Source organism: Pseudomonas graminis, from assembly GCF_004364335.1.
Taxonomy (GTDB): domain Bacteria; phylum Pseudomonadota; class Gammaproteobacteria; order Pseudomonadales; family Pseudomonadaceae; genus Aquipseudomonas; species Aquipseudomonas graminis_D.
The window spans coordinates 73,584-98,409 of the sequence record NZ_SOCR01000010.1 but is presented as its reverse complement, the minus strand read 5'-3'; the positions used below and the strand labels follow the sequence as shown (position 1 = coordinate 98,409).

Sequence of the window (24,826 nt, the reverse complement as noted above, 5' to 3'; positions counted from 1 at the left end):
TTAGTTCCTTCCAAAAATAGGGAAATTAATTCGATTTAAGACGTTTTCAATATCGACATGCTCGTTGCTAATAGAATTAACCAAACGGACATGAACAAAAAGATTAGTTGGGTCAAACTGTCTGGCCACTATCTGCCGTGCGAAACCCGCATCGCCATCAATCATCTCTTCTGTAGATCTTCGGCTTTTGGCATCTCTAAGTTTCTCTATAAGCGTTTTATGCTTCATGAGCCGCTCCCGCAAAGAAGTCGCCATTCCGATATAAAGAGGCGCGGTAAATGCAGGAGCTGCGACTGACAATGTTTCTGCAATGATCGCTAACCGTGTCGGATCGGCACACAGTCTTTCCACTAAGCTCTGGGATAGAGATATTTGATGAGCGGCCTCGCCCACGTATCTCGGCTTAAGAGGACCGGAGACCGTGACTTGATAATTATCTTCATGATAGCGTCGAAATATAAGTCTTTCTAAAGCTTCTGCAACGTAAGTTCGGGGATCCTCTCCTCTGATATTTAGCCGATTAACGTTATCTGTAAAATCGGTCAAATCGGCTGAACCTATAAGAAGTTTTGCATACCAAGCATATACCCCAGATGCTTCGGGAGCAGTGCTTAGCTCGCGCCAACCATATCGACCATTGTCACCGCTCACTTGTGACATACCAAACATGCCCCCCCACCTTCATCTAAGAAAAATAGGTCGTCGATATCTATCGGCCCATCGGTAACCTCCCTAAGAGGGTTCGGCTTACGCCGCAACCGTTCACGCTCCTTACGGGCGTTGAAATCAGAAACAATTTGGGAAATCCGCTCAGGCTGTTCAAGGTCGACTAATGATTCCCCTTGGCTCCATGTAAAAGGAGAACCGCTGTCAACAGCATTTTTTTCATACTCCTTTGCTTCTTCAAAACGGTCGGGATGATTTTGCTTAAGGTTTACCCATTCTATTTTTTGCTGAAAGAAGCAAAAAGTACAACCGCTACGAGAGCGCCAGTCGTAGTATTTCGGTAGCCCAAGGCCAGAAGCTTCCAAAATATCGATAATTCCAGGCTTATCAACACCACCTTCTCTGAAGGGAAGTTTGACCACAAGATTATCTTCTCTTGCGATCATACCCTCACGGTGCTCTTCATCAGCGCGTATTGCCACGTAGCTGTAAACCCTATCACCAGCTTTTAACCACGGGTGAATCCACTGCTTGAATGGATCTAACTTTAACTTTCGCGTGCACCATCGGGTATTTGGTGACGGCAAAAAATTATTGTATTGGCGAAGCCAGAAATCGAAATCCCTATGAGGGTTAAGGCGCTCAATTGGCTTACCCAAAAAACCTTCCAACCGGCCTAAAAATTCATACACTTCAGGGAGTTCTTTGCCTGTATCAGTAAAAAAGTATTGAATGTTGAGATCAGGATAGTGTTGGCTCATGTATACGGCAAGCGCAGCACTATCCTTACCACCGGACAGCCCGAGGACGTGATGCTCAGTCATTTCGTTGCTCCTTAATCCGCTGACTCATGAGAAGCGCTCCCGCCTCGGCCAAAGCAGCGATAACAATGTCTCGATTTTCGCTGTGAGCCATGGCAAGCAGACGCTTCACAACATCGTCTACAGCTACAACGTCTGTCTCTGCGATATCAACTGATCCAGTGGCGTCTTGGCCATGCTTAGATCCAAAAACCACACCAATGACTCTCCGCGATGCAGGTCTACCATGCAAAGGGGCCATGGCTTCTTCCTTCCTGAGATCAATAGACCAAGAGCCAATCTGCGAAAGGGCGGCGTCAATATCGCGGTCTACCCATTGCGCTGGTGGCTTACTAGTCGCCAAGCTAATTATTTTCTCAACGCTGGCAGTATCGCCATCAAATGTTTCCAGGCGAGTTGCGAATGCGTCGAGCAAAAAGTCACCAGTAATACCTTTAACCCCAGTAGCTCGCCTTTGCAGCTCTTCCACGCTTCTTCCAGAGTGGTCAAGTGCGGAGAACAGCTTTTCCTTCACCCGCTCCAACATCGCTGGATAGGCAGAGAAAAGCTCATCCGTCACGAGTTTCAACTTAGAAATCAGATCATCAGAATCAAGGGCCCCTAGAACTGTAGGCAGATCCGCAAAAATAACTTTATGTGGATCATTAGCTTTAAGTAACATAGCCCTAACGTCTTGAGCCATTTGAGATACAGAGGTAGTTCTCCTAGTCCAAGCAGGTAAATTGACTACCATGCTCACTAACCCCCGAGCCGCGTCTAAAGGTTCAATTTCAGCACCGTGCTGTGAAAAAACAGAAACCGTATTAGCAATCGCTGATACCAGCTTAGCCTTATCCTTGGATGCCTCAACAAACTGAAATCTAATTCTCTTTGGATCTTGGAGCCACTCATCTACAGCAGCTTCTGTGATATCTGGCGTGAATCCTTCATCTATATACATCGCCAATGCGGAACGATTGGCCAAGAAAAAAGCCAACGCTAGAACGGGCATCAGGCCCGAGCGAACTCCATAGGGCGGCGCCCCCCAAAATTCATATAAGGAGGCTAGCGTAGTTCTCTTTCCAGCTTGTAATAGATAACTCTCCGTATCCCACCATAGAGATGTCATATCATCAGACTTATAACCCGCAGGAGGTGCGCCAAAAGCCCACCCCTGCTCTCTATGCGCATGCAAACCTGTGCCCTGAAGGACCGTATAGTAGAGACCCGCGTCAGCGGGGTGACTGTGGTAACCTAAGTCAGCTTCGAACGTATGCGAAATCATTCGGTATAAAAGATCTTTACGAGCCTTGCTGGAGTTGCTAGAGAGCTCCTCTCTATTAATCAACTCACTCAATATACGAGGACTTTTGAAAAATATTTCTTTTGCAATCGCAGATGCCGTCATGGAAAGAGAGGCCGACTTTGCTCTCGTCTGGATCACTCCATTGTGATACCACTTCGATAGACTGAACGCATCAGTCAACTCTTCCTCAAGTGAAGACTTAATTGCGGCAACTCTGCCTGTCAGTTCACGCTTTGCTACTGAGTCTCCCTCTAGCTCAGGTCTCGTCCGCATTACTCGCTCAGACGCCGCCAACTCAAGACTTAAATCTGCGATTTTTTCCGCGTTTGCAGGAACTCCAAACAATAACGCCCGCTCACTATTTTCTGAGCTCAGCTTTTTAGCGGCCATATCAGCAGATTGGGCAGACTGACCAACTTCAGGCAAACAAAGAAGAAATGCCCCTACACTGTTTCTTTCGGGTTTTAACTTTTTTAGGTGCTCCCCAGCCTCAGATAAACGAATTATCTGACGACCGAACCAACGCATGGTCCCAGTCTCTTGGTACAACCGCTTAGCAAGTATAGGCTGGAGATCACTTAGGGCCGATACTTGAGAGAGCGCATAAGTACCGATTTCATATCTAGCCTGATTGACTGCCGCTTCGATATCAAAGTCGCTGCCAGCGTAAACGCCGTAAGCTCCGAGATGCTTCCTCTCAATCAAGATCTTCCAATTTACCAAGTCCGCTAGTGTCTTGTGTATATCCACTGGAGAGATCATTGGGATTGAAGCTGAAAGCACTTTCTCCTCTGGCACTATCCCAGAGCCATTTCTAAACATCTCAATGAGAGCGACAACTTTCGTAAGCTCGACGTGCAGTGATTCTCCCTTCGCCTCAGCCCGCTCAACAGCATCACAAGCGACTGCCCAACGATGACCATCGGGGGACGCAATGATAGCCGGTTCTAAATTGGCTTTAAGATAATCCCAGTAACGCGCAGGTCCGTATGTGAGATTATCGGAGCAGTTTGTTCCTTCCAAGAACTCAAGAAAGCCCAGCGGTTCTCTCGAAGCCAAAAAGCCGAAGGTACTTCTTTCATTCTGACCAAATCGACGCTTAGAAATCGGTCCCAAAAGACCGGCAGTGATGGGGTGAAGTGGCCAACATTTTGTTAGCCCAGCACTCAGTCCAGGCGGCGTACTTGGTCTTCTTGCCTTTATCGATTTAGCTATTGCATCCGACTGAGTACGAGCCACCACTAAATGATCGTCTACTGAAACCTCAATGGCCTTACCAATAAGTTCAACTACTTCATCTGTGGCAGAAACTAGGGGTATGTCAATAAATCTACCTTGGACTTTCGTCCAATCATCTTGAGATTGCCTTCCGAGCCTTGAAGCATATGCATCAAAAGCCTGATGTAGAATACCCACAATAACAAGTTTCCCACTGCTACGGCTCGCAGCCTCCGCAAGCTCTTGAAATATGTAGATATCGTCGCCATCTTGAGCCGCGGCTTCTAGTAGCTTCCCTAATTCGTCGATAACTACAAGCACGCCTTGCGGATGGAGCTCAGCAGTGGAAAGAAGCTCACCAACAACATCATGAGACTTTTTCTTGGTGGGTGCCTCACCTTTGGCCTTTACCAATGCACTTGAAAGCTCACTGACGATACTTGCCCGCTTTCCAACTAAAGGCACCACTACCCAGCCATTATCCCGAGCATCAAAAGCTTTATAAACGACGCTATCGGAGGGAAGATCTAGGATGTTCTTTGCTTTTGCCCTAACTAATTCATTAGAGCCGACTAATGAACAAAGCATAAGAGCGAGAGATGATTTCCCCCCTCCATATGGACCTGTCCATGTGAATGCTCGCTGCTTAGTTTCAGTCACCTGCCGAGCCATATTTTCAAGCAATGCTCTTGCCGTACCCTGGCACACGTAACCAGACAAGGCATCATCACGACCTAGATCCGCATCTAAGCGAACAGAGCGAAGAAACTGCCGAGAAATATGAACTACATCCGACAACTTTTTAGCATTCGGCTCTGCATTCTGCTTAAGCTTTGGCATAGGCGGCCTTCAAAAATGTGTTTTTAGCTTTTTTAATATCGTTCAGTGCATTGCCCTGACGAGTAACCTGCCGAATACCAGCCTGTTCCGTCCATAGCAGCTGCCCCTTACTCAGCTGCTCTAGCCCCATAAGGCGATCAGCTACCGCATGCTCATCTAGCTTGAAGACTCGACCAGGAGAACCATAGTCGTGAGCTACACGATCAAACGCCATGACTGAGCCCGACTGACCCAAGTTTTCCCAATAGTCGAGTAAGGCATACGCAAATACGCCCTCAGGTAATGACCGTTTGGCGCCACGCCGAAATTCAAAGCTATCTTTGGTGTTTTGCTGAATCAAACCCAATTCACCAAGAAGGGGCTCACTCATTTCCTCGGGTGAATCGCCCCCAAGCCTGGGCACATAGCTTCTAATACAACACTCGACATCTCTTTTCAGTGTTGCTAGTGATATACGCAGATTGTGTTCAGAAATCATTCCCGACAAGGCATCGACAACGCTCTCTCGCTTGAAGACCTGCTGAACTACGTGGTTATAGATGAAATACCATGTTGTGGTCTTCTCTGGACTACTTGCGAGAAACCAATGCATGAGCCAAGTAGTCGCAGGCTGCTCGGCAAACGGGTCAAGCCCGGTTTCCGGATCAAACAGCATGTCTGCCAATTCAGTTGGCACGAATCCACCATCCGATTCCTCGATGATGTGACAGGCTGTAGCCCAAAACCTTATAGACGTGACCATATTTTTCCCCACCCCGAACCGAGCGATGGCGGAATCCTCCGAAAATACGGTCTTGGGCGCGGTAAGCCCTAAATTCCTATAGTAGGCAACAGCATCATAGGCTTTGCGCAGCCAAAGCTGACGAAGAGGGAAGGTCTCGTGACCCGAGAATTGGGGGCGTTGGTTAGGGCGTAATGTGATCATAGGCACCAATACTATCCCAGACTGGACGGAGTCACCAGTCTGCTCAGGCAGCAATAGTACTGTATAAATACACAGCCCTAAAGAGGGCTGAGTTTTTTACTTCGCCCTTTCGCGCTGACGGTTTCCATATTGCCAAACGCGACGTTAAATTTCATTTAGCTATCACTGGCGCAACATCAATAGCCATGGACTATGCATTCCTCGACTGGCTGTGGGAGCACGCATATTCAGCAAAAGTGTCAAAGTGATACTCGCTCGATACGTCAGTGGGGTACAAAAAAGGATTTCTTAGTAATTCGCCAGAATCAATACGTCAAGAACGTCGGCGTCAAGAACTCAGCCTCGACGCCCTCATTTGGGAAAGATATCGCGTGACATAGATGCGAGCGAGGCAACCCCGCCATAAGCGACGCTGTTGCCGGAACATCACTCAAACCTTGGGAAAAACACCTTTAACCGTTCTACGGTCCAACGCCACTTCGGCGTACTCGGACGGCAGATCGTGTTCTGATTACCAAAGAATCCAACCTCTCGCACTGCTTGCGAAAGCGGGACCGTCTGCAGCCATTCAACGCCAACGAAGTATTCGCACCGCTCCAGGTCATCGAAAAACTCAACGTGATAACTGCCGCGTGTCGCCGCTTCCAGTACGGGGACGTCGACGCCATCCCTCATGACTGTAAACGCACTGGCCGGCGCAGCGGCGGCGATGACCCGACATACGCCGACGTAACCTTGCTGCGGAACGTTCACCCAAACGCGGTCGCCTGGAGCAAGTACCCGCAAGGTTTTGCTGTACCAACTTCCGCCGCCCCCAGAGATGAATCCGAATTCGACAGCGTCATCCCACGAGCGCGCCGTTGATACCCCGTACGAGCAGTAAAACTCACCATTCCACGGTTCGTTTTGAGCCTCCCCCGTTGATGCCGCATTGACCTGAGTTTGCGCAGGGTCGAGCAGCCACGATCGACTGAGCAGTTGACGTACTCCAGCCTGAAAAATCTGAAAGCACAAGACGTTGATCGGGATGTCTCGCTCACTTAGATAGGAAACGATGCGCTCGCTGCTTGCATCCAGTTCTGTGGCGACAATGATTAACTGATGGCTGTTGTTCAGATCGCCTTCACCCAGCACGCGCCCAAATCGCTGACGAAAGTCTTCGCCCAAGCTGCGTCCCGGCCGGAAACGTTTGTAGATCAGTTCGATTTCGTCGCTGCGTAGTTTTTCAATCCAAACCGCGTAATCAATCGCTTGAGCAACGACCTCACGCGGAGTGCGATCCCGTTTAAGCTCAATCAGCACCAGCGCACCGTCGGGAGCCACTGCAAGCAGGTCGATTCGCCCGCCCATACCCGTGCTTTCTTGTCGTCCGATAAGCATCCACTCGTCCGAGAGAATGTCCGGCGCATTCACGATCATGTCTTCGAGAAACTGCTCACTTGGCAATCGGCTCGGTACGAGCTTGATGGGCGCAGCATCTACTGTCCAAATATCCGTTTTGATTGGCAAAGTCAGATCCTTCCGTATTGAAAAAAAACGCTTGAGCTACTTCACTGAGGAGCTCCGGAGGGTACCGGCGATTGACCTTATTCCGCCAATACATGTTTGAAAAAACAGTCCCCTGCCGAGCACATGATACCGGGGCACAGCATTCGGAATCCGCAAGCCAAGCAATAGAGTGTGAGGCTTATAGAGCGCTCACATTTGGTCAGCAGGCCGCTGACCAAACTGATTGCCGTGCCGTAGCTGACCCGTTCAATTGGAAACACTCAAGCCCATCAACCCCCCGGATACCGCTCCCAAATCTCATCATCATACTCCCCGCCATACCCCGAATAATCCCTCGGCACCCGCTCGATATCCTCCGCCACCGCCTCAATCACCCCACGCAACTCGAGCGGTTCAAGCCAACGATCAGGAATCGCTTCCACGCCGTGCTGAATACCCAGCAGATGCCCGGCAATCAGTCCGGTGCTGTCACTGTCCCCGCTGTGGTTCACGGCATTGATCACGCCGTCTTCGAACGATCTGGCAGTGAGTGCGCACCAGATGCCAATCGCCAAAGCTTCTTCCGCAATCCATCCGCCGCCCAGTTCGTCGATGCGCTCGGGGGTCGGGCGGTGGCCTTCGTAGCTAAAGAAGAGCACGCGCTCGACGATCGCTCGGGTTTCCTCCATGCCGCGTTTGTCCCCGTACTCGGCCAGGCTTTTGGCAATGGCGTCTTCGAGGTGGTCCTGGCCGTCGACGATGCGCTGGAGAATGTCGGCGAACAGCCCGGCGGCCATGTAGCCCGTTGGATGACCGTGGGTCAGCCGGCCGGATTCAGCGGCGTTGTCGAAGGCATTGCGGAAGAATGCGCACGGCGCGACGCGCATGACGGCGCCACAGCCTTTGCTGTTGTTTTGGGCGAGAAAGCCCAAGCTCGAGCTGGCCTTCAGCGCGCTTAAACACGTCTGGCCGGGCGCGCGACGGGACCACAACGCGCGCTCCTGCACCAGCCAACCGTTGACGCTAACGTCGACGGAAGTGGCAGGCGAGTAGTCCTGGGTCATCAGCCAGCGCAGCAACGCATGGTGGATGACGCCGGGTACGTTGCAAATACCGCGGGAGATGCCGCGCACATAGGCGCGCAGCAGACCTTCAGCGGTGAAGAGCATCATTTGCGTGTCGTCGGTGATGGCGCCCACGCGACCGTAAGCCGGGGCGAAATCGATAATGCCACGCGCACCGAAGGTGGCGCGGATGGCACTCCAGTCGAGAAACTCGACCGGCGCACCCAGCGCATCGCCCACCGCGCCGCCGAGCAGGCAGCCTTTGATCCGTTCAAGTCTGTTCATCTGTGCTTCCTTACACTGGCTGCATCATGGTTTGGAGCGATTCGAGCGTTCTTTCAAGTGGCTCAACATAGGCTCTTTTTGCACGCGAAGTCCTGATCTTCTATTTGTTAATCCTCAAATTCAGGCCCAAGATCTTGCTCACGTCGACGCGACCTCCAGCTCTTATACCCCTCCGAAATCTCCACGTCGGTCATCACCATCCCGAACCTCGGAAACGCCTGCTTCAGCTCCAGCTCAGCGGGAATGAAGTAATCCCCGCCCCTGATTGATCGGAACATACCGTTGGGCACCTCACCGAAGGCGATGAGATCCGGCGCCTCAACTGGCAGCCCTTCTCCTTCATAGGCATCGTATGCAGCCATGTAGAGCACATCATTGATATGCGCCTGAACGCTTCGGTCGCTACGCTTGAAAAAATGTACGGGCTGGAGGCTTTCTTCCCACACGTCGACGTGTCGCTGGAGCTCGGCCTGAGGTGGCATTTCCCCGCGTACGTTGACCGCCAGCACGAGCAGTTCAGCGAGATACCGTGAGTTGAACTGCTCCAGAAAACCCTTCATGTCGTTGCGTTTCAGGCCGACGAACATCATCGCGTAGCGCGTGTCGACTTTCATGGCGAGCAGGACATGGGTCTTGCCGAATGTGGCGACGTGCAGTTGCCAGCGATCCACTCGCTCGTGGGCTGCGCTGTCCGCTTCCAGCGATTGGGCAGCGGCAGAGGGCTTCACAGCGCTGATGATTTTGCCCTTCGCTTTTTTCGAGAAAAAATCAGCAGCGTCTTTGGTGCAATCAAAAATCAGCATAGGGATGGGGGTCCATTCGGCGATGCTCGAGGATACCGACGCTGGCCTCGAGGCGCCAACACGCGGAAAAGACGAGTCGGCTGCCGGTAGCTTTTCAGTGTCTGGACAGGCCCCTTCCCGGCTAAAGCCGGTCCCACTAACTGACCGCGTGCATTCAGTGGGACTGGCTTTAGCCGGGAAGGCCGTAAGCGCGCCCTCACCGCCCCATCTGCCTAACCCCAAGCATCACAATCACCGCCCCGCACACCCGATCAATCGCCTTCTTCTTGCTGGCATACGCACCGGCAATCCGCGGCCGTGACAGCGCGGTAGCGATCAGTGCATACCAAGCCGACGAAACGAGGCCGACCATCGCCAGCATCGCCGCGAAGGTTTCAAACTCGACATGGCTCGGCGCGGCAGCGGAGAAGATTGCGGCGTAAAACGCAACTGACTTGGGGTTGGCAATGTTGGTCGCGACGCCCTGTTTGAATGCGCTTCGCAGCGCTGGGCATCTGGCCGGGACGGGCGTTAAGTGTGGGAGGTTTGCCGGAGGCAAATATCAAGCGCATTCCGAACCAGATGAGGTAACCCGCGCCGAGGCATTTGACGACAAACGCCAGCCACGGCAGCAGCGAGAAAACCGCGCCAATGCCCAGGATGGCGCACGTCGCCCAGAACAGATTCACCACCACGATGCCCGCCACCAGCATCAGTGCGTGAGCCGTTGTCGCAGAAACCGCTTTGTGCGCGACCGCCACGAAGTTGGGACCGGGGATGATCACGCCGGCGCAGTAGACCGAGAAGACAGCTGTTACGGCGGGCCAATTAACCATGATGTGTTCCTCGTAATCGGAGGCGGCGAATCACGCCAGATGGGTCAGGTTGATCCCTCGAAAGGCACCCGCCAGTATTCGCAGGCTTTCGCGGGTGTGGGCATCCATGTGGCGCGAATACATCACCATCGCCACGTTCGGCAAGGGCGGCAGTTGAAAGCCCTCGCCCACATCAATCAGTCGCGACGACGCCAGCCGCACCGGCAAAGGTGCGACGCCGATACCAGCGGCTGCGGCATAGAGCGCGGTCGCGACACCACCGCCAATGAAGCTGTCTGACCACTCGATGCCGGCCTGAGCCAGCAGCCGGGTTGCGATGCTGCGTATCCCGCATGCGTCGTCGACGGTGACGAGGGGCATGGGCTCGCCGCGCGTACGCATCGACAAACTCGCGAACCAGCCATAGCGATCTTCAAACAGCGGCTCGGCATCGCGGCGGTTTTTCTCGGAGCGAACGATAGCTACGTCGATTTCCTCACGATCGTATTCGGCCAACAGCTCAGACGACGCCCCTACCCTCACGCTGATGGCCAGGCCCGGATCGTAAGATTTTATTTTTTCCAGAACGCTCGGCAGTTCAGGTCCGGCGACATGGTCACTGATACCCAGGCGCAACCTACGAGACGTACGAGCCACTTCAACCAGAGCAAGTTGCTGCGCGACCAGCAGCGTGCGGGCGCGTGGCAGAAAAACTTCGCCGTCGGGGGAAAGCTGTATCGAACGGGGCGTGCGGATCAGCAGGCGTCGGTTGAGCGCACGTTCGAGCCGCGAAACCTTCAAGCTCACCGCGGCCTGGGTCAGCCCGAGCACGTCCGCAGCCTGGGTAAAGCTGCGCAAATCCGTGGTAAGCACGAATGCTTCCACGGTGGAGAGGTCGAGATGCTGTGTCATTAAGGATAACCGTTGGTTATGTCTGAAATAGGCTAGCATAAATGTACAACGAGCCACGTACTCGTCACCCTTCGTAGCCAGTGGCCCGACTCCGGGCCTGGACATGGAATTGGGTTGCGATGGGAAATGTGAAAGTGCTGGACCGGATGCACAGCGGCACCGACAAAGCCAACCGCCACCGCTGGATCGTGCTCGCCGTTGGCGTGGCGGCGCAGGCCAGTTTTTCCATGGGCTTTCAAGGGATCCCCGCCACCGGCCCTCTGTTGCAGGAGGCCTACCGCCTTACGCTGGATCAGTTAGGCCTGGTGCTCGGCGCGATCGCGCTGGGAATTGCTGCATCGGAGGTTGTCTGGGGCCTGCTGACCGACAAACTCGGTGACCGCTTTGTGCTGCTGACAGGCTTGCTCAGTACCAGTCTGATTTTCGCTTTGCTTGCCATGTTTGGTGCGCCGCGTGCGGACTCGATCCCCGGGGTAATGTTGCTCGGCGCAGGGTTGCTCGCCCTCGGCATATTCGGCGGCAGCATCAATGGCTCAAGCGGCAAGGCTGTCATGACCTGGTTTCAGGACGGTGAGCGCGGCTTTGCCATGAGCATTCGTCAGACCGCCGTGCCGGTCGGCGGCGGCATCGGTGCGGCGATCCTGCCGTGGGTTGCCCTGCACATGGGGTTCATCAGCGTTTTCACGACGCTGGCGGTGACCAGCCTGCTCGCCGCCGGCGCCGCCTGGACCTGGCTGACGCCCGCGCCGGTACAACCCGCGCCCAAAGTGAGTAGCAACGGGCCGGTGAGCAGTACGTTGCGCGACTGGAGCATCTGGCGTCTTTTCGTGGCCAGCGGTCTGTTGACGGTGCCGCAATTTGCCGTCCTGACCTTCTCGGCGATTTACCTGATCAACGAATACAAGTACGGCATCGCGATCACCTCAGCCGTGATTTTCGCGGTGCAGGTCATTGGGGCTATCGCTCGCGTGTGGAGCGGCTGCTGGACGGACAAACATAAAAATCGTCGCACTGTCGTGCGCGCCATCGCGGTACTGGCGGCGGTGGCGCTGCTGCTGTTGCAGCTCAATATCATGACGATCAACGTCCCGCTGCTCAGCGTGGTGTTGCTGATTGCCGCTGGTGTGTTCGGTTCGGCCTGGCACGGCGTGGCCTACACCGAAATCGCGGTCATGGCCGGCGCGTCGAGGGTCGGCACTGCACTGGGGATCGAAAACACCGCCGTATTTGCAGCCGCTTTTGCAACGCCTGCGCTGATTCCCTGGTTACTGCGGGTTTGCTCCTGGCCGCAATTGTGGGGAGGCATCGCCGTGCTGTGCCTGATCGCTGCGGCCCTGGCGCCCAAATCGGAGTCCTGACCCAGACAACTGGCCTTTATACGGGAGCGGCCTAAATCGCTTCCGTAGCCCATCCTTATTGGCGTTAGTTCACCTCACCACGCCAACACATGCCGCAAAAACAACGCCCCCGCGACCGACAATCCTTCCCGCGATCTCACGCAGACGTTGAGTTCGCGACTGGCCCATTCCTCCTCCAGCTGAACCACTTTCGCACCGTCCATTCGGTAAATCCCTGCGCTGCCCTCGGGCATGATGCCGATGCCGACGCCCGCTTGAACCATCAGGCTCAGAGCGTCGTAGCTGGCGACTTCCATGCGGATTCTGAGGGAGCGACCGAGGTCGTTCGCGGCTTTGATTAACTGAAAATTCAAGTGGGTGCCGCTGCGCAGGGCCACGTATTCGTGGTCGAGGGTGTCGCTGAAGCGCACTGACTCGCGGCCTGCCAGCGGGTGATCGTTGGGCATGATCAACACCAGGCGATCGGTGCGGAATGGGAAGACTTCGATGTCGGCGCCATGGGGCAGGCGCGTGAAGATGCCGATCTCGGCGCGGTTTTCGGCGACGGCTTTGGTGATCGCCAGGCTTTGCTGTTCTTCAAGGATGATGTTGATCAGCGGGTAAAGCGCCATGAATGACTTGATCAAGCCGGGCATGAATTGGGTGATCGCGGAGATGTTCGCCAGCACGTGCACCGAGCCGCGCGTGCCGTTGGAGTAGTCGCGCATCTGCAAGACGATGTCGTTGAGGGTGTTCAGCGCGCTGCGGGCCATGAACAACAGTGACAGGCCGGCGTCGGTTGGGGTGATGCCTTTGTTGGTGCGGTTGAGCAATCGCGAGTCGAGCAGTTCTTCCAGTTCGCTGAGCCGTTTGCTGACGGCCGCCGCCGCGATGTGTTCGCGCTTGGCGGCGGCAGCAATGGTGCCTTCTTCGACGACGCTGACGAAGAGGCGCAGCGAAACGGGGTCGAGTTTCATATGGGGTACCGGGCGTGCTGGCCTGAATGGCCGCCATAGTACCCCGTCAGACATCGCCTCAGAACGCGCCCGACAACAGATGGCCGGCGTTGGGAACCTGGGCTTTGAGGCCGAGGGTTTTGAGCATTTGATAAACCGTCGCCACGGACGCAGACAGCACCGGTTTATCCAGTCGATCCTGTACGACCTGGATGGCGGGCAGCGACGGCATTTGTACGCAACACGACAGCACCACGCCGTCGGCTTGACCGATGTTGAGCCGGTCGGCGTGGGCAACCAGATCCATCGGGTCAAGGCGCCCGACTTGCAGGTTGTCGGAGACTTCCAGGCTGATGGCGTCCACCACCTCGATGCCGGCCGCTTCGATGTAGTCGATGACCTGTTGGGTGAGTGGCTTCATGTAGGGCGTGATGATCGATACTTTCTTGTAGTCGAGCATGTGGAGGCTGTCGATCAACGCGCCGGCCGAGCTGAGCACGGGGGCGTCGGAGGCGTTGCTGGCGACCGTCTTGCTCAGGCGTTCCTGGGACACTTTGTGGTAGCCGGCGCCCTGACACATGATTGCCACCAAGCAGGCGTACGCCATGACATCGACCCGCGCATCGCTCAGTTCCAGCGCGCAACGGTCGCTGTCGATGTCCATTTTCTTCAATTCTTCGGGGCTGACTTTCATCATGCGCATGCGGGAGGAATGGAAGGTGAAGCGCTCGTCCGGGAACAAGGAATACCGCGACGTGAGCATCGCCGGGATCTCGGTTTCCATGGTGGTGTTGGAGCTGGGGACGATCTGGCCAATCCGGAAATTTCTCACAGGGTCTTCTCCATTTCGCCGACGGCGAGGTCATGTGCGACCGATGCTAGGAGTGACCGAGAGCTGCGTATATCAGGGAATGGCGAGCCTGCCATCGCGGCTGGCGATGGCGGTTAGAAAAGGGGAGGATCATTGCTCGATCCGACACCGCCTCATCAAAGTGAACTCGACCAACCTGTAGGAGCCGGCTTGCTGGCGAATGCGGTGGGTCAGCTACTTTTACATCAACTGACAGGTCGCGTTCGCCAGCAAGCCGGCTCCTACGGATATGCATTTGCCGCGATGCGCAAATCTGGCGCCTGGCACCGACGTTGTTCTCGCTGACACACCGCATTCACCGGTCTACTGCCGCTGCGCGCCAGATCGCGGGCAAGCGCGCTCCTACGCCCTGCGGGCAGAGGCAGACTGCGATCCATGCTTTCACCTGTAATTTCACATCTGCAGGATGGTCATCCAACGCGGATTACCATCGGGCACGCAGATTAACGGACGGCGCAAATCCACTGTAGGAGCGCGCTTGCCCGCGAACGCGTCCTGTCAGTCACCTCTCCGTCAACTGACAGGTCGCGTCGCCAGCAAGCCGGCTCCTACGGATTTGCATTTGCCGCGAGCGCAAATCTTGCGCTGTCGCCGCACGTTGTTCTCTCTGACACACCGCATTCGCCGGTTTACTGCCGCTTCGCGCCAGATCGCGGGCAAGCGCGCTCCTACGCCCTGCGGGCAGAGGCAGACCGCGATCCAGCCCAATTCACCTGCGATTTCGCACTGCGGGGTGGTCATCCAACGCGGATTACCAAGACGAACGCAGATTAACGGACGGCGCAAACCAACTGTAGGAGCGCGCTTGCCCGCGAACGCGGTGGGTCAGTCACCTCTCCATCAACTGACAGGACGCGTTCGCCAGCAAGCCGGCTCCCACGGATTTGCATTTGCCGCGAGCGCAAATCTTGCGCTGTCGCCGCACGTTGTTCTCGCTGACACACCGCATTCACCGCTCTACTGCCGCTGCGCGCCAGATCGCGGGCAAGCGCGCTCCTACGCCCTTCGGGCAGAGGCAGACCGCGATACATGCCATTTCGCCCTTAGCGCAGAGGCAGACCGCGATACATGCCATTTCGCCCTTCGTGCAGAGGCAGACCGCGATCCATGCCATTTCACCTGCGATTTCACACTGCGGGGTGGTCATCCAACGCGGATTACTAACACCAACGCAGATTAACGGACGGCGCAAATCACCTGTAGGAGCGCGCTTGCCCGCGAACACGGTGGGTCAGCCACTTTTCCATCAACTGACAGGACACGTTCGCCAGCAAGCCGGTTCTTACAGGGAAAACGGTGTCCGCTCTGTCCCCATTACGCGTGAGAAAGCACCTCGCCTCGCCCAGGCGCTTCGGCCTTGTGATTGCCCAGCATCGCCCGCGGAATCGACAGAATCAGTCCGGCGCTGATGAACAAACAGGCGCCCAGCACGTAGGTGCCATTATTGATATTGCCCGTTAGGTTCTCGGCAACAGCGGTGATCATCGAGCCCGTGAAGCCTGACAGGTTGCCGATGGCGTTGATCATGCCGATCCCCGCAGCGGCCGCAACACCGGACAGCACGGTGCCCGGCAGGGTCCAGTAGATTGGCATCAGGCTCAGCACGCCGGAGGCGGACACGCTGAGGAAGATGATCGACAGCACCACGTTGCTGGCGAAGTAGGCGCTGAGGATCAAGCCGATACCGCCGATGATCGCCGGAATTGCGGCGTGCCAACGGCGTTCGCCGGTCTTGTTGGAGTGCCGCGCGTTGAGGGTCATGGCGATCACAGCGATCCCATAGGGAATGGCCGTCAGCAAACCAATGTCCATCGGGTTGGAAACACCGGCGCTTTTGATGATCGACGGCATCCAGAACGCCAGCCCGTAGAACCCGGTGTTGAACGTCAGCAGGATCAGCACCAGCAGCCATACGCGTCCGTTGAAAAAAACCTCGCGCAGGTTGGTCGCCTTGCCTTTACTGTCGGTCTCCAGGTTGGCCTTGAGCATGGCCTTTTCCTGGGACGACAGCCATTTGGCCGCGTCGATGTTATTGGCCATGAACGCCAGCACCACGAAGGCCATCACCACCGAAGGGAGGCCTTCGATGATCAGCAGCCACTGCCAGCCGGCCATGCCGTTGACGCCCTGCATTCGAGTCATCAACCAGCCGGAAATCACACCGCCCAGCGTCAGACTGATCGGCATTGCCATGAGGAAACCTGCCATCACCCGGCTCTGCCGACGGGTAGGAAACCAGTAGTTGAGGTAAAGGATGACGCCGGGAAAGAAGCCTGCCTCACAGATGCCGAGCAAAAAGCGCAGCACGTAGAACATGGTTTCCGACTCGATGTGGAAAAACTTCGCCAGTGGCACGGTAAACGCGACGGCCATGGACACGATGGCCCAGGTGAGCATGATCCGGGCGATCCAGAACCGCGCGCCGAAGCGATGCAGCAGGAGGTTACTGGGGACTTCGAAGAGGAAATAGCCCCAGAAGAACATGCTCGCGCCGAGGGCATAGATGGTGTTGCTGAATTGCAGGTCGTTGAGCATGTCCAGCTTGGCGAAGCCGATGTTCACGCGGTCGAGGTACGCCGCCATGTAACACAGGAGCAGGACGGGAAGGATGCGCAGGATGACTTTGCGGTAGGTGCGGTCTTCAAAGCTGGCGTGCCCGGGACCCGAGGACTCGGGCAGGCGCTGGAAAACGGTTTCCATGGTGGGACCTCCAGGCACTCGGAGGCGCCCGTATTGTTGTTATGTGAGGGTCGAAACACGGGCCGATGTTACTGACAACAGCATTGATTAGGATAATGACTTGTTTCCATTGATTGATAACGCAGCGTTATCGATCACTGCCGCGCCAGCCGGGCATTCGCCAGCAGGATTTCGGCAAATTCCGATGCAGCACCGAGCAGAGGCTCACCGCGTCTGGTGAGGATTCCGTAATCCTGGGGCGCCAGTTTCAGCGGCGTGTTCAGCACTTTCAGCAAGCCCGAATCCAGATGCGGCTGCGCCATGGACGCCGGCAACATGGCGATCATCGGCCCTGCCTGCAGCACTTGCAGGAAGGTCTGCATCGAAATGGTGTCGATGGTGTTCTTCGGCGTCGCAATACCGGCTTTGGCGAAGGCCTGCTCCATGCGCGCGCGGATCGGTGTGCCCAGCGGATACAGAATCCATGGCCAGTTTCCGAGATCTTGCAGCGGCGTCTGCGCCAGCTCGGTCAGGGGGTGGCGGCTGTTGACGACCATGCAGAACGGCTCCGGCGCCAGCGCCTGAAAGTCGTACACCTGCTGCTGGTTCTCGTTGGTGTAGCGCGCCACCGCGAGGTCAAGTTTCTTGTCGTCGAGCATTTCCATCAGGTGGTCGCTGGTCTGCTCAACCACCTCGATCGACAGCAGCGGCCAGCGCGCTTTCAACTGCACGATGGCTTCCGGCAGCACCACCGCGGTCGCCGCGAAGATCGCCCCCACCTTCAGGAAACCATGCCCACCCTCGCGCAGGCTGCTGATCTGATCAACGAACTTGCTCGCGTCATTCAGAGCGATCTGCGCATAGCGAACCACGTGCTCGCCGAGGGCGGTCGGCGGCATGTTGCGCGGCAGACGCTCGAACACATCGAAGCCCAGCAGCCGCTCGATCTCGCGCAGCATCTTGCTTACCGCCGGCTGGCTGAGGTTCATGTGCTGCGCCGCCGCATGCATGTTGCGGGTGCGTGCGAGAGTTTCGATGAGCACCAGATGCTTGAACTTGAGCCAGTTACAGACTGCGGAAAAGGAAATGTCTGACATGAGGACGGCCTCGATAAGCGATAACCCAGTGTTATCGATTGCTAAGCAGATGTCATTGGAGTTTATCGCCGGTGCTGATTAGGGTCGCTGATACACCATAAGTAGAAACCATAAAAAGCGTCGAGGACTTCACCATGCCGATTCAGCTCACTCCGGATAACACCCTCCCCGCCGACGGCCTGAATGGCACATTGGTTGGCCGCGCGTGGGTGCCCGGCCCCATCAGCGGCCCATCGCCTGTGGTGTTGCGCAACGACGGGGTGTTTGATCTTTCGTCGAGCTTTGCCACGTTGAGTGAGTTGCTGGAGCTCGAGTCACCTCTGGCCGCCGTGCGCGAAGCCCAGGGCACGCGCGTCGCCAGCCTCGAACAATTGCTGGCGAACTCGACCGCTACGCCTGATCCCAACAAGCCGTACCTGCTGGCGCCGGCGGACCTGCAAGTGATCAAGGCCGCCGGCGTCACCTTCGCCGCGAGCATGATCGAACGGGTGATCGAGGAGCAGGCGGCCGGCGATCCGGCCAGGGCGGCAAGCGTGCGCGCGATCGTGCAGAACGCGATCGGCGACAATCTGCGCAACATCAAGCCGGGTTCCGAACAAGCCAGCACACTCAAGGCGCTGCTGATCGAGCAAGGCATGTGGTCGCAGTACCTTGAAGTAGGCATCGGGCCGGACGCCGAGATTTTCACCAAAGCGCCCGTGCTGGCGGCGGTGGGCAGCGGCAGCCAGGTGGGCATTCATCCGAAATCGGAGTGGAACAACCCCGAGCCGGAAGTAGTGCTGGCAGTGAACAGCCGCGGGCAGATCCACGGCGCGACCCTGGGCAACGACGTCAACCTGCGCGACTTCGAAGGCCGTAGCGCGCTGCTGCTGAGCAAGGCTAAGGACAATAACGCTTCGTGCTCGATCGGCCCGTTCATTCGGCTGTTCGACGAAACGTTCTCCCTCGATGACGTGCGCAACTGTGTGGTCGATCTGCAGGTAAAAGGCGATGACGGTTACGTGATGAAGGGCTCAAGCTCGATGTCGCAGATCAGCCGCGATCCCGCTGACATCGCTGGCCAGGCGCTCAACGCCAACCATCAATACCCGGACGGCTTCCTGCTGTTTCTCGGCACCCTCTTCGCCCCGACCGCCGACCGTGACCATGCCGGCGGCGGTTTTACCCACAAGCTGGGCGATCAGGTCAGTATCAGCAGCAGCCTGTTCGGCGGCCTGCACAATGAGGTGACCCACAGCAGTGACGCGGCGCCGTGGACATTCGGCGTCGGCGCGCTGTTGCGCAACCTCGCCGTGCGCGGTTTGTTGTAGTCCTGAGCGATCATCGGCTCGCCTGATACTGAATGAACGGGCTCGCTGGCAAACTTCGGTGCCCTGTAGGAGCCGGCTTGCTGGCGAACCCGCGGTGTATCAGACAGACCTGCGTCGCCTGACGCAGCATGGTTCGCCAGGAAGCCGGCTCCATCAGAAACGCATTCTCCCAGCGCGACGCACACCCCCTAATTCCAAGAGAGACCCGACCCATGTCCGACACGCCGAAACGCCCGCTTCGCAGCCAGCAATGGTTCGATGATCCGGAACACGCTGACATGACGGCGCTGTACGTCGAGCGCTACATGAACTACGGCATGACCCGCGAGGAGCTGCAATCGGGCCGACCGATCATCGGCATCGCCCAGACCGGCTCTGATCTGGCGCCCTGCAACCGCCATCACCTGGAGCTCGCCCAGCGAGTCAAAGCCGGCATTCGCGATGCGGGCGGGATCCCGATGGAGTTTCCGGTGCACCCAATGGCCGAGCAAACCCGTCGCCCGACCGCCGCCCTGGACCGCAACCTGGCGTACCTCGGACTGGTAGAAGTTCTTCACGGCTACCCGCTGGATGGCGTCGTCCTGACCACCGGCTGCGACAAAACCACGCCGGCTTGCCTGATGGCCGCGGCGACCACCGACCTGCCGTCGATTGTGTTGTCTGGCGGGCCGATGCTCGACGGTCGTCACAAGGGCGAGCTGATTGGCTCCGGCACGGTGCTCTGGCATGCGCGTAATCTGCTGTCCGCAGGCGAGATCAATTACGAAGGCTTCATGGAAATGACAACGGCGGCGTCGCCGTCGGTGGGCCACTGCAACACCATGGGCACGGCGCTTTCGATGAACGCGCTGGCCGAAGCGCTGGGCATGTCGCTGCCGGGCTGCGCGAGCATTCCGGCGGCGTACCGCGAGCGCGGGCAGATGGCCTACATGACTGGCAAGCGCATCTGCGATCTGGTTCGTGAAGACGTGCGGCCTTCGCAAATCATGACCCGCGAGGCGTTTGAAAACGCGATTGCGGTCGCATCGGCGCTGGGTGCGTCGAGCAACTGCCCGCCTCACCTGATCGCCATCGCACGGCACATGGGTGTCGAGTTGAGCCTCGACGACTGGCAGCGCATCGGCGAAGACGTGCCGTTGCTGGTCAATTGCATGCCGGCCGGGAAGTATCTGGGCGAAGGCTTCCACCGCGCAGGCGGCGTGCCGGCGGTGATGCACGAGCTGCAGAAGGCTGGCAAGCTGCATGAAGACTGCGGCTCGGTCTCCGGCAAAACCATCGGTGACATCGTGCGCAATGCTGTCGCCCATGACACCGACGTGATCCGCCCGTACGAAGACCCGCTCAAACACCGCGCCGGTTTCATCGTGCTGAGCGGCAATTTTTTCGACAGCGCGATCATGAAGATGTCGGTGGTCGGCGAGGCGTTCCGCAAGACCTATCTGTCCGAGCCGGGCGCAGAGAACAGCTTCGAGGCGCGAGCCATCGTGTTCGAGGGCCCGGAGGACTATCACGCACGGATCAACGACCCTTCGCTGGAAATCGACGAGCGCTGCATTCTGGTGATCCGCGGCGCCGGCACGGTCGGTTATCCCGGCAGCGCCGAAGTGGTAAACATGGCGCCACCTTCCGCGTTGATCAAACAAGGTATTGATTCGCTGCCGTGCCTGGGTGATGGCCGGCAGAGCGGCACCTCGGCCAGCCCTTCGATCCTGAACATGTCGCCGGAAGCGGCGGTGGGCGGCGGTCTTGGGCTGCTGAAAACCAACGACCGGCTGCGCGTGGATTTGAACAACCGCAGCGTCAACGTGCTGGTCAGCGACGAGGAAATGGCCGAACGCCGCGCGCTGTTCGAACCGAAAATGCCCGCCTCGCAAACCCCTTGGCAGGAGCTGTATCGGCAGTTGGTGGGGCAGTTGTCCACCGGCGGATGCCTCGAGCCGGCGACATTGCATCTGCGGGTGATTGCACGGAGTGGCGAGCCGCGGCATTCCCATTGAGCAGCCGCGCGCGCTCTTGTTGGAGCGTGGCTTGTCCCGCGATTGGCTGCGAAGCAGTCGTAGATTGACTTCCTCGGGAAGGCTTCCACACCGAGATGACAGGTTTTGCGACGACTTTGTCGCCGATCGCGGGACAAGCCACGCTCCTACAGGGACATCATTGGGCCGAGAGTTGCGCCATGGACGCAGAGGGTTGGGCAGTACTCACAACAACGCCGGCAACCCCTTTTCCATGCCGGCAAAGCGGTTTTTCAACAACGAATGCAGCTGTTGCACCGCCGGGGAAAACTGTTTGCGGTGGGGGCAGACGAGGTTGAGCGGGGTCGGCTCGCCCGGGTAATCGGGCAGCACCAGTTCCAAGCGCCCGGCGTGCACGTCCTCGCAGACATCCAGCCACGACTTGTACGCCACGCCCTGCCCCGCCACCGCCCAGCGCCTCACCAGATCAGCGTCATCGGTGAGTAACGGGCCTGACACCGAGAACACCCGCCCACCGAGCCGCCATTTGTCGTACACCCGCCCCGCCAGGGTGAACAGCAAGCACTCATGGCGCAGCAAGTCGTCCGAGACCATGGGCCGCCCCTTGCGCGCCAGATACTCCGGCGAAGCCACCAGCACCCGGCGATTCCACGGCGCGAGCGCCAACGCAATGTAGTTCGCGTCTTCGATCACGCCGTAGCGAATTGCAACGTCCACCGGATCGCGAAACAGATCGGCCACTTGATCGGAGATAAACAGGCGCAGATTCAGCGCCGGGTGCTGACTGCGAAAGTCCGTCAGCCAGGGGAGCAGCATGTTTCGCCCCAGATCCGAGGGCGCCGCCACCTGCAGCGTGCCTTGCAGCTCGGCACTTTCCCGCTGCAGCTTTTCCCGACCATCCCGTAAGGCATCGAGCACTGTCTGGGCGGTCGGCAGGTACTGCTCGCCTTCAGCGGTGAGGCGCAAGCTGCGCGTCGAACGGGCAAACAGGCGGATATCCAGCTCGCGTTCAAGGCGCTTGATGGCCGCCGCGACTTGCCCCGGCAACAGATCCACCTCACGCGCGGCATTGGAGAAGCTGCCCAGCGCAGCAGTGCGAACGAACAAGGTTAGGTCGTCGATGCGGATCATTTTCACTCCAGCCGTGAAAGTGTTGCCGGATTCTGCGGGTTTTTCTGCCTGACGAACAAGAACAAGATGGGTCCAACGTTTCAGCCACCTTCTGTCCACTGATTAGAGAGATCGCCATGAAAGCCATCGCCTTCACCCAGCACGGTCTGCCCATCGAAGACCCCAATGCGCTGCTCGACATGGACCTGCCCAAGCCAACACCCGGCCCTCGTGATTTGCTGGTCGAAGTCAAAGCGATTTCGGTGAACCCGGTGGACACCAAAATCCGCGCCGGCTCTGCCGCCACCGAACCCAAGGTGGTCGGCTGGGACGCCGTCGGGGTTGTTCGCGAAACGGGCAGCGACGTCACGCTGTTCAGAGCCGGGGACGAAGTGTTCTACGCCGGCTCCATTGCCCGTCCTGGCAGCTACAGCGAGTTTCACCTCGTCGACGAGCGCATCGTTGGGCACAAACCCAAGAGCCTGGACAACGCCCACGCCGCCGCGCTGCCGCTGACCTCGATCACCGCGTGGGAATTGCTGTTTGATCGCCTGGGCATCGAGGAAGGCGGCGGCGAAGGTGACAGCCTGTTGATCATTGGTGCCGGTGGCGGCGTCGGGTCGATACTGGTGCAACTGGCCCGCCAACTGACCAAACTGACCGTGATCGGTACCGCGTCGCGTCCGGAAACCCGCGAATGGGTCGAGAGTCTGGGCGCCCATCACGTTATCGATCACAGCCAGCCGCTGGTCGAGCAACTGAATCAGATCGGCGTCGGTCAGGTGAGCCATGTCGCCAGCCTGACCCACACCGATTCGTACTTCACGCAACTGATCGAGGCCTTGAAACCACAAGGCCAGTTGGCGCTGATCGATGACCCGAAATCCCTCGATGTGGTGCCGATGAAGCGCAAGGCCCTGTCGCTGCACTGGGAACTGATGTTCACCCGCTCGCTCTACGAAACACCGGACATGATTGCCCAGCATGAACTGCTCAATCGGGTCGCCGATCTGATCGACCAAGGCGTGCTGAAGACCACCCTCGGTGAGCATTTCGGCGCGATCAATGCTGAAAACCTGCGCCGCGCCCACGCCGTGATCGAAAGCGGCAAGGCCAAGGGCAAGATCGTCCTCGAAGGTTTCTGAACCTGTTTCCATTATTTGAATGGCCTGCTGCGGCAGGCCGGGAGCCGTTTGTGTCCATGAAGCAGCACATGATGTTGTCAGCGCTGGCCCTGTCCGTCGCGTTGATCAGCCAGACCGGCATCGCCGCCACGATCGCAACCAACGCTTTGCCCGCCGATGCACCGGCGGAGAAAACCATCGGCCAGCTTGAGCAGGTGTTCTCCTTCCACGACGCCATGCCCACCGGCGTGACTGTCACGGAAACCGGGCGCATCTTCGTCAATTACCCGCACTGGGGCGACGACGTGCCGTTTACCGTGGGTGAAATCCGTGACGGCAAGGTCGTCGCCTACCCCGATGCAGCCATCAACAAGGAAGACCCCAAAGACCCGGCCAAAGGCCTGATCAGCGTGCAGAGCGTGGTCGCCGACGGTCAGGGCCGTGTCTGGCTGCTGGATACCGCCGCACCTAATTTCGCCGCGCCGAAAGCCGGCGGCGCCAAGCTGGTGGCCGTTGATCTGGCCAGTAACAAGGTGGTGAAGACCCTGGTCTTTCCGGCCAACGTCATCCTGCCGAGCACCTACGTCAATGACATGCGCTTTGATTTTCGCGCGGGCAAGGAAGGCACGGTCTATGTGACGGATTCGTCGGTCTCCGGGCCCGGCGCGATCATCGTCATGGACATCGCCAGTGGCAAGGCGACCCGTCGCTTGAGTGGCGCAAAATCTACTTCGGCCGACCCTGACTTCAAGCCGGTGGTCGAAGGCCAAACCGCACTGGTCACCAAAGGCCCGGACGGTAAGCCGAAAACCATGGCCGTTGCGTCTGACGGCATCGCCCTGTCCCCTGACGGCAAGACGCTGTATTTCAGCGCGCTTTCCAGTCGCCACCTGTACGCCGTGCCTACGGCGATGCTGCGTGATGCCGGCGTGAGCGATGCGAAACTGAACGCTGCGGTCAAAGACCTCGGCGAAAAAGGTGCCTCGGACGGTCTGGAAGCAGACGCCAATGGCGCGGTCTACGCCGGCGACTACGAACACAACGGCATCCGCAAACGCCTGGCCGACGGTAGCTGGCAGACCATCGTTCACGACCCTCGCGTGCTGTGGCCGGACACCTTGTCGGTCGGGCCCGATGGCTACCTGTATTTCACGGCCAATCAGTTGCAGCGCCAGGCCGGTTTCCACGATGGCAAGGACCTGCGCGAGAAGCCCTACAGCCTGCTGCGGGTGAAGATCGACGCTGCGCCTGCGCCGACCCGTTGA

General features: G+C 57.6%; 20 protein-coding genes. 5 read left to right on the top strand and 15 right to left on the bottom strand.

From position 1 onward, the window contains the following. The 10 genes from EC919_RS19690 to EC919_RS19650 all read right to left on the bottom strand — a co-directional run bounded on the left by EC919_RS19690 (position 1) and on the right by EC919_RS19650 (position 11,140). Positions 1-669, bottom strand: coding sequence for a hypothetical protein (locus EC919_RS19690; RefSeq protein WP_133776044.1), 669 nt, complete (start codon positions 667-669; stop codon positions 1-3). Next, a complete protein-coding gene (locus EC919_RS19685; protein ID WP_133776043.1) occupies positions 648-1,490 on the bottom strand; it encodes a phosphoadenosine phosphosulfate reductase family protein in 843 nt (280 codons plus the stop codon). The genes EC919_RS19690 and EC919_RS19685 overlap by 22 nt, the downstream gene beginning before the upstream one ends. After that, positions 1,483-4,830 (bottom strand): ATP-binding protein, encoded by a 3,348-nt coding sequence (locus EC919_RS19680; protein WP_133776042.1) that lies wholly within the window; start codon positions 4,828-4,830, stop codon positions 1,483-1,485. Before EC919_RS19680 ends, EC919_RS19685 begins: the two co-directional genes overlap by 8 nt. After that, positions 4,817-5,755 carry a DUF4007 family protein gene (locus EC919_RS19675; RefSeq protein ID WP_133776041.1) on the bottom strand — a complete coding sequence of 313 codons (939 nt, stop codon included), beginning with the start codon at positions 5,753-5,755 and terminating at the stop codon, positions 4,817-4,819. Before EC919_RS19675 ends, EC919_RS19680 begins: the two co-directional genes overlap by 14 nt. 426 nt (positions 5,756-6,181) lie before the next feature. After that, a complete protein-coding gene (locus EC919_RS19670; protein ID WP_133776040.1) occupies positions 6,182-7,264 on the bottom strand; it encodes an endonuclease NucS domain-containing protein in 1,083 nt (360 codons plus the stop codon). 269 nt (positions 7,265-7,533) lie between these two features. Continuing rightward, positions 7,534-8,592, bottom strand: coding sequence for an ADP-ribosylglycohydrolase family protein (locus tag EC919_RS19665; protein WP_133776039.1), 1,059 nt, complete (start codon positions 8,590-8,592; stop codon positions 7,534-7,536). A 107-nt stretch (positions 8,593-8,699) separates the two neighbouring features. Then, positions 8,700-9,395, bottom strand: coding sequence for a DUF6933 domain-containing protein (locus EC919_RS19660; protein ID WP_133776038.1), 696 nt, complete (start codon positions 9,393-9,395; stop codon positions 8,700-8,702). Positions 9,396-9,591: 196 nt separating this feature from the next. After that, the gene (locus EC919_RS27595; protein ID WP_279587568.1) at positions 9,592-9,843 is read right to left on the bottom strand and encodes a LysE family transporter; all 252 of its coding nucleotides are present in this window, start codon (positions 9,841-9,843) and stop codon (positions 9,592-9,594) included. Then, entirely contained in the window at positions 9,770-10,210 is a 441-nt protein-coding gene (locus EC919_RS19655) for a LysE family translocator (RefSeq protein ID WP_279587567.1), read from the bottom strand. The genes EC919_RS27595 and EC919_RS19655 overlap by 74 nt, the downstream gene beginning before the upstream one ends. A gap of 30 nt (positions 10,211-10,240) precedes the next feature. Further along, positions 10,241-11,140, bottom strand: coding sequence for a LysR family transcriptional regulator (locus EC919_RS19650; RefSeq protein WP_208295001.1), 900 nt, complete (start codon positions 11,138-11,140; stop codon positions 10,241-10,243). Between the two features lie 80 nt (positions 11,141-11,220). Here EC919_RS19650 and EC919_RS19645 point away from each other — a divergent pair, with 80 nt between their 5' ends. Next, positions 11,221-12,459 (top strand): MFS transporter, encoded by a 1,239-nt coding sequence (locus tag EC919_RS19645; RefSeq protein WP_208295000.1) that lies wholly within the window; start codon positions 11,221-11,223, stop codon positions 12,457-12,459. A 74-nt stretch (positions 12,460-12,533) separates the two neighbouring features. Here EC919_RS19645 and EC919_RS19640 read toward each other — a convergent pair whose 3' ends face one another. The 4 genes from EC919_RS19640 to EC919_RS19625 all read right to left on the bottom strand — a co-directional run bounded on the left by EC919_RS19640 (position 12,534) and on the right by EC919_RS19625 (position 18,041). Then, the gene (locus EC919_RS19640; RefSeq protein ID WP_133776037.1) at positions 12,534-13,415 is read right to left on the bottom strand and encodes a LysR family transcriptional regulator; all 882 of its coding nucleotides are present in this window, start codon (positions 13,413-13,415) and stop codon (positions 12,534-12,536) included. A 58-nt stretch (positions 13,416-13,473) separates the two neighbouring features. Next, positions 13,474-14,226, bottom strand: a complete 753-nt coding sequence (locus tag EC919_RS19635) for a maleate cis-trans isomerase family protein (RefSeq protein ID WP_133776036.1) — start codon at positions 14,224-14,226, stop codon at positions 13,474-13,476. Between the two features lie 1,353 nt (positions 14,227-15,579). Then, positions 15,580-16,965, bottom strand: coding sequence for an MFS transporter (locus tag EC919_RS19630; protein ID WP_133776035.1), 1,386 nt, complete (start codon positions 16,963-16,965; stop codon positions 15,580-15,582). Positions 16,966-17,099: 134 nt separating this feature from the next. Beyond that, positions 17,100-18,041, bottom strand: a complete 942-nt coding sequence (locus EC919_RS19625) for a LysR family transcriptional regulator (RefSeq protein ID WP_133776034.1) — start codon at positions 18,039-18,041, stop codon at positions 17,100-17,102. Between the two features lie 134 nt (positions 18,042-18,175). Between EC919_RS19625 and EC919_RS19620 the strand changes: the two genes are divergently transcribed. Beyond that, entirely contained in the window at positions 18,176-19,351 is a 1,176-nt protein-coding gene (locus tag EC919_RS19620; RefSeq protein WP_133776033.1) for a fumarylacetoacetate hydrolase family protein, read from the top strand. A gap of 212 nt (positions 19,352-19,563) precedes the next feature. Further along, positions 19,564-21,348 carry an IlvD/Edd family dehydratase gene (locus EC919_RS19615; RefSeq protein WP_133776032.1) on the top strand — a complete coding sequence of 595 codons (1,785 nt, stop codon included), beginning with the start codon at positions 19,564-19,566 and terminating at the stop codon, positions 21,346-21,348. 204 nt (positions 21,349-21,552) lie between these two features. Here EC919_RS19615 and EC919_RS19610 read toward each other — a convergent pair whose 3' ends face one another. After that, positions 21,553-22,458 carry a LysR family transcriptional regulator gene (locus EC919_RS19610; RefSeq protein WP_133776031.1) on the bottom strand — a complete coding sequence of 302 codons (906 nt, stop codon included), beginning with the start codon at positions 22,456-22,458 and terminating at the stop codon, positions 21,553-21,555. A 116-nt stretch (positions 22,459-22,574) separates the two neighbouring features. On the opposite strand from EC919_RS19610, the gene EC919_RS19605 reads away from it, so the two are divergent. Both EC919_RS19605 and EC919_RS19600 read left to right on the top strand, forming a co-directional pair. Beyond that, on the top strand, positions 22,575-23,582 hold the full coding sequence (locus tag EC919_RS19605) for a zinc-binding alcohol dehydrogenase family protein (RefSeq protein ID WP_133776030.1): 1,008 nt from the start codon (positions 22,575-22,577) through the stop codon (positions 23,580-23,582). Between the two features lie 56 nt (positions 23,583-23,638). Continuing rightward, on the top strand, positions 23,639-24,826 hold the full coding sequence (locus EC919_RS19600) for an L-dopachrome tautomerase-related protein (protein WP_133776029.1): 1,188 nt from the start codon (positions 23,639-23,641) through the stop codon (positions 24,824-24,826).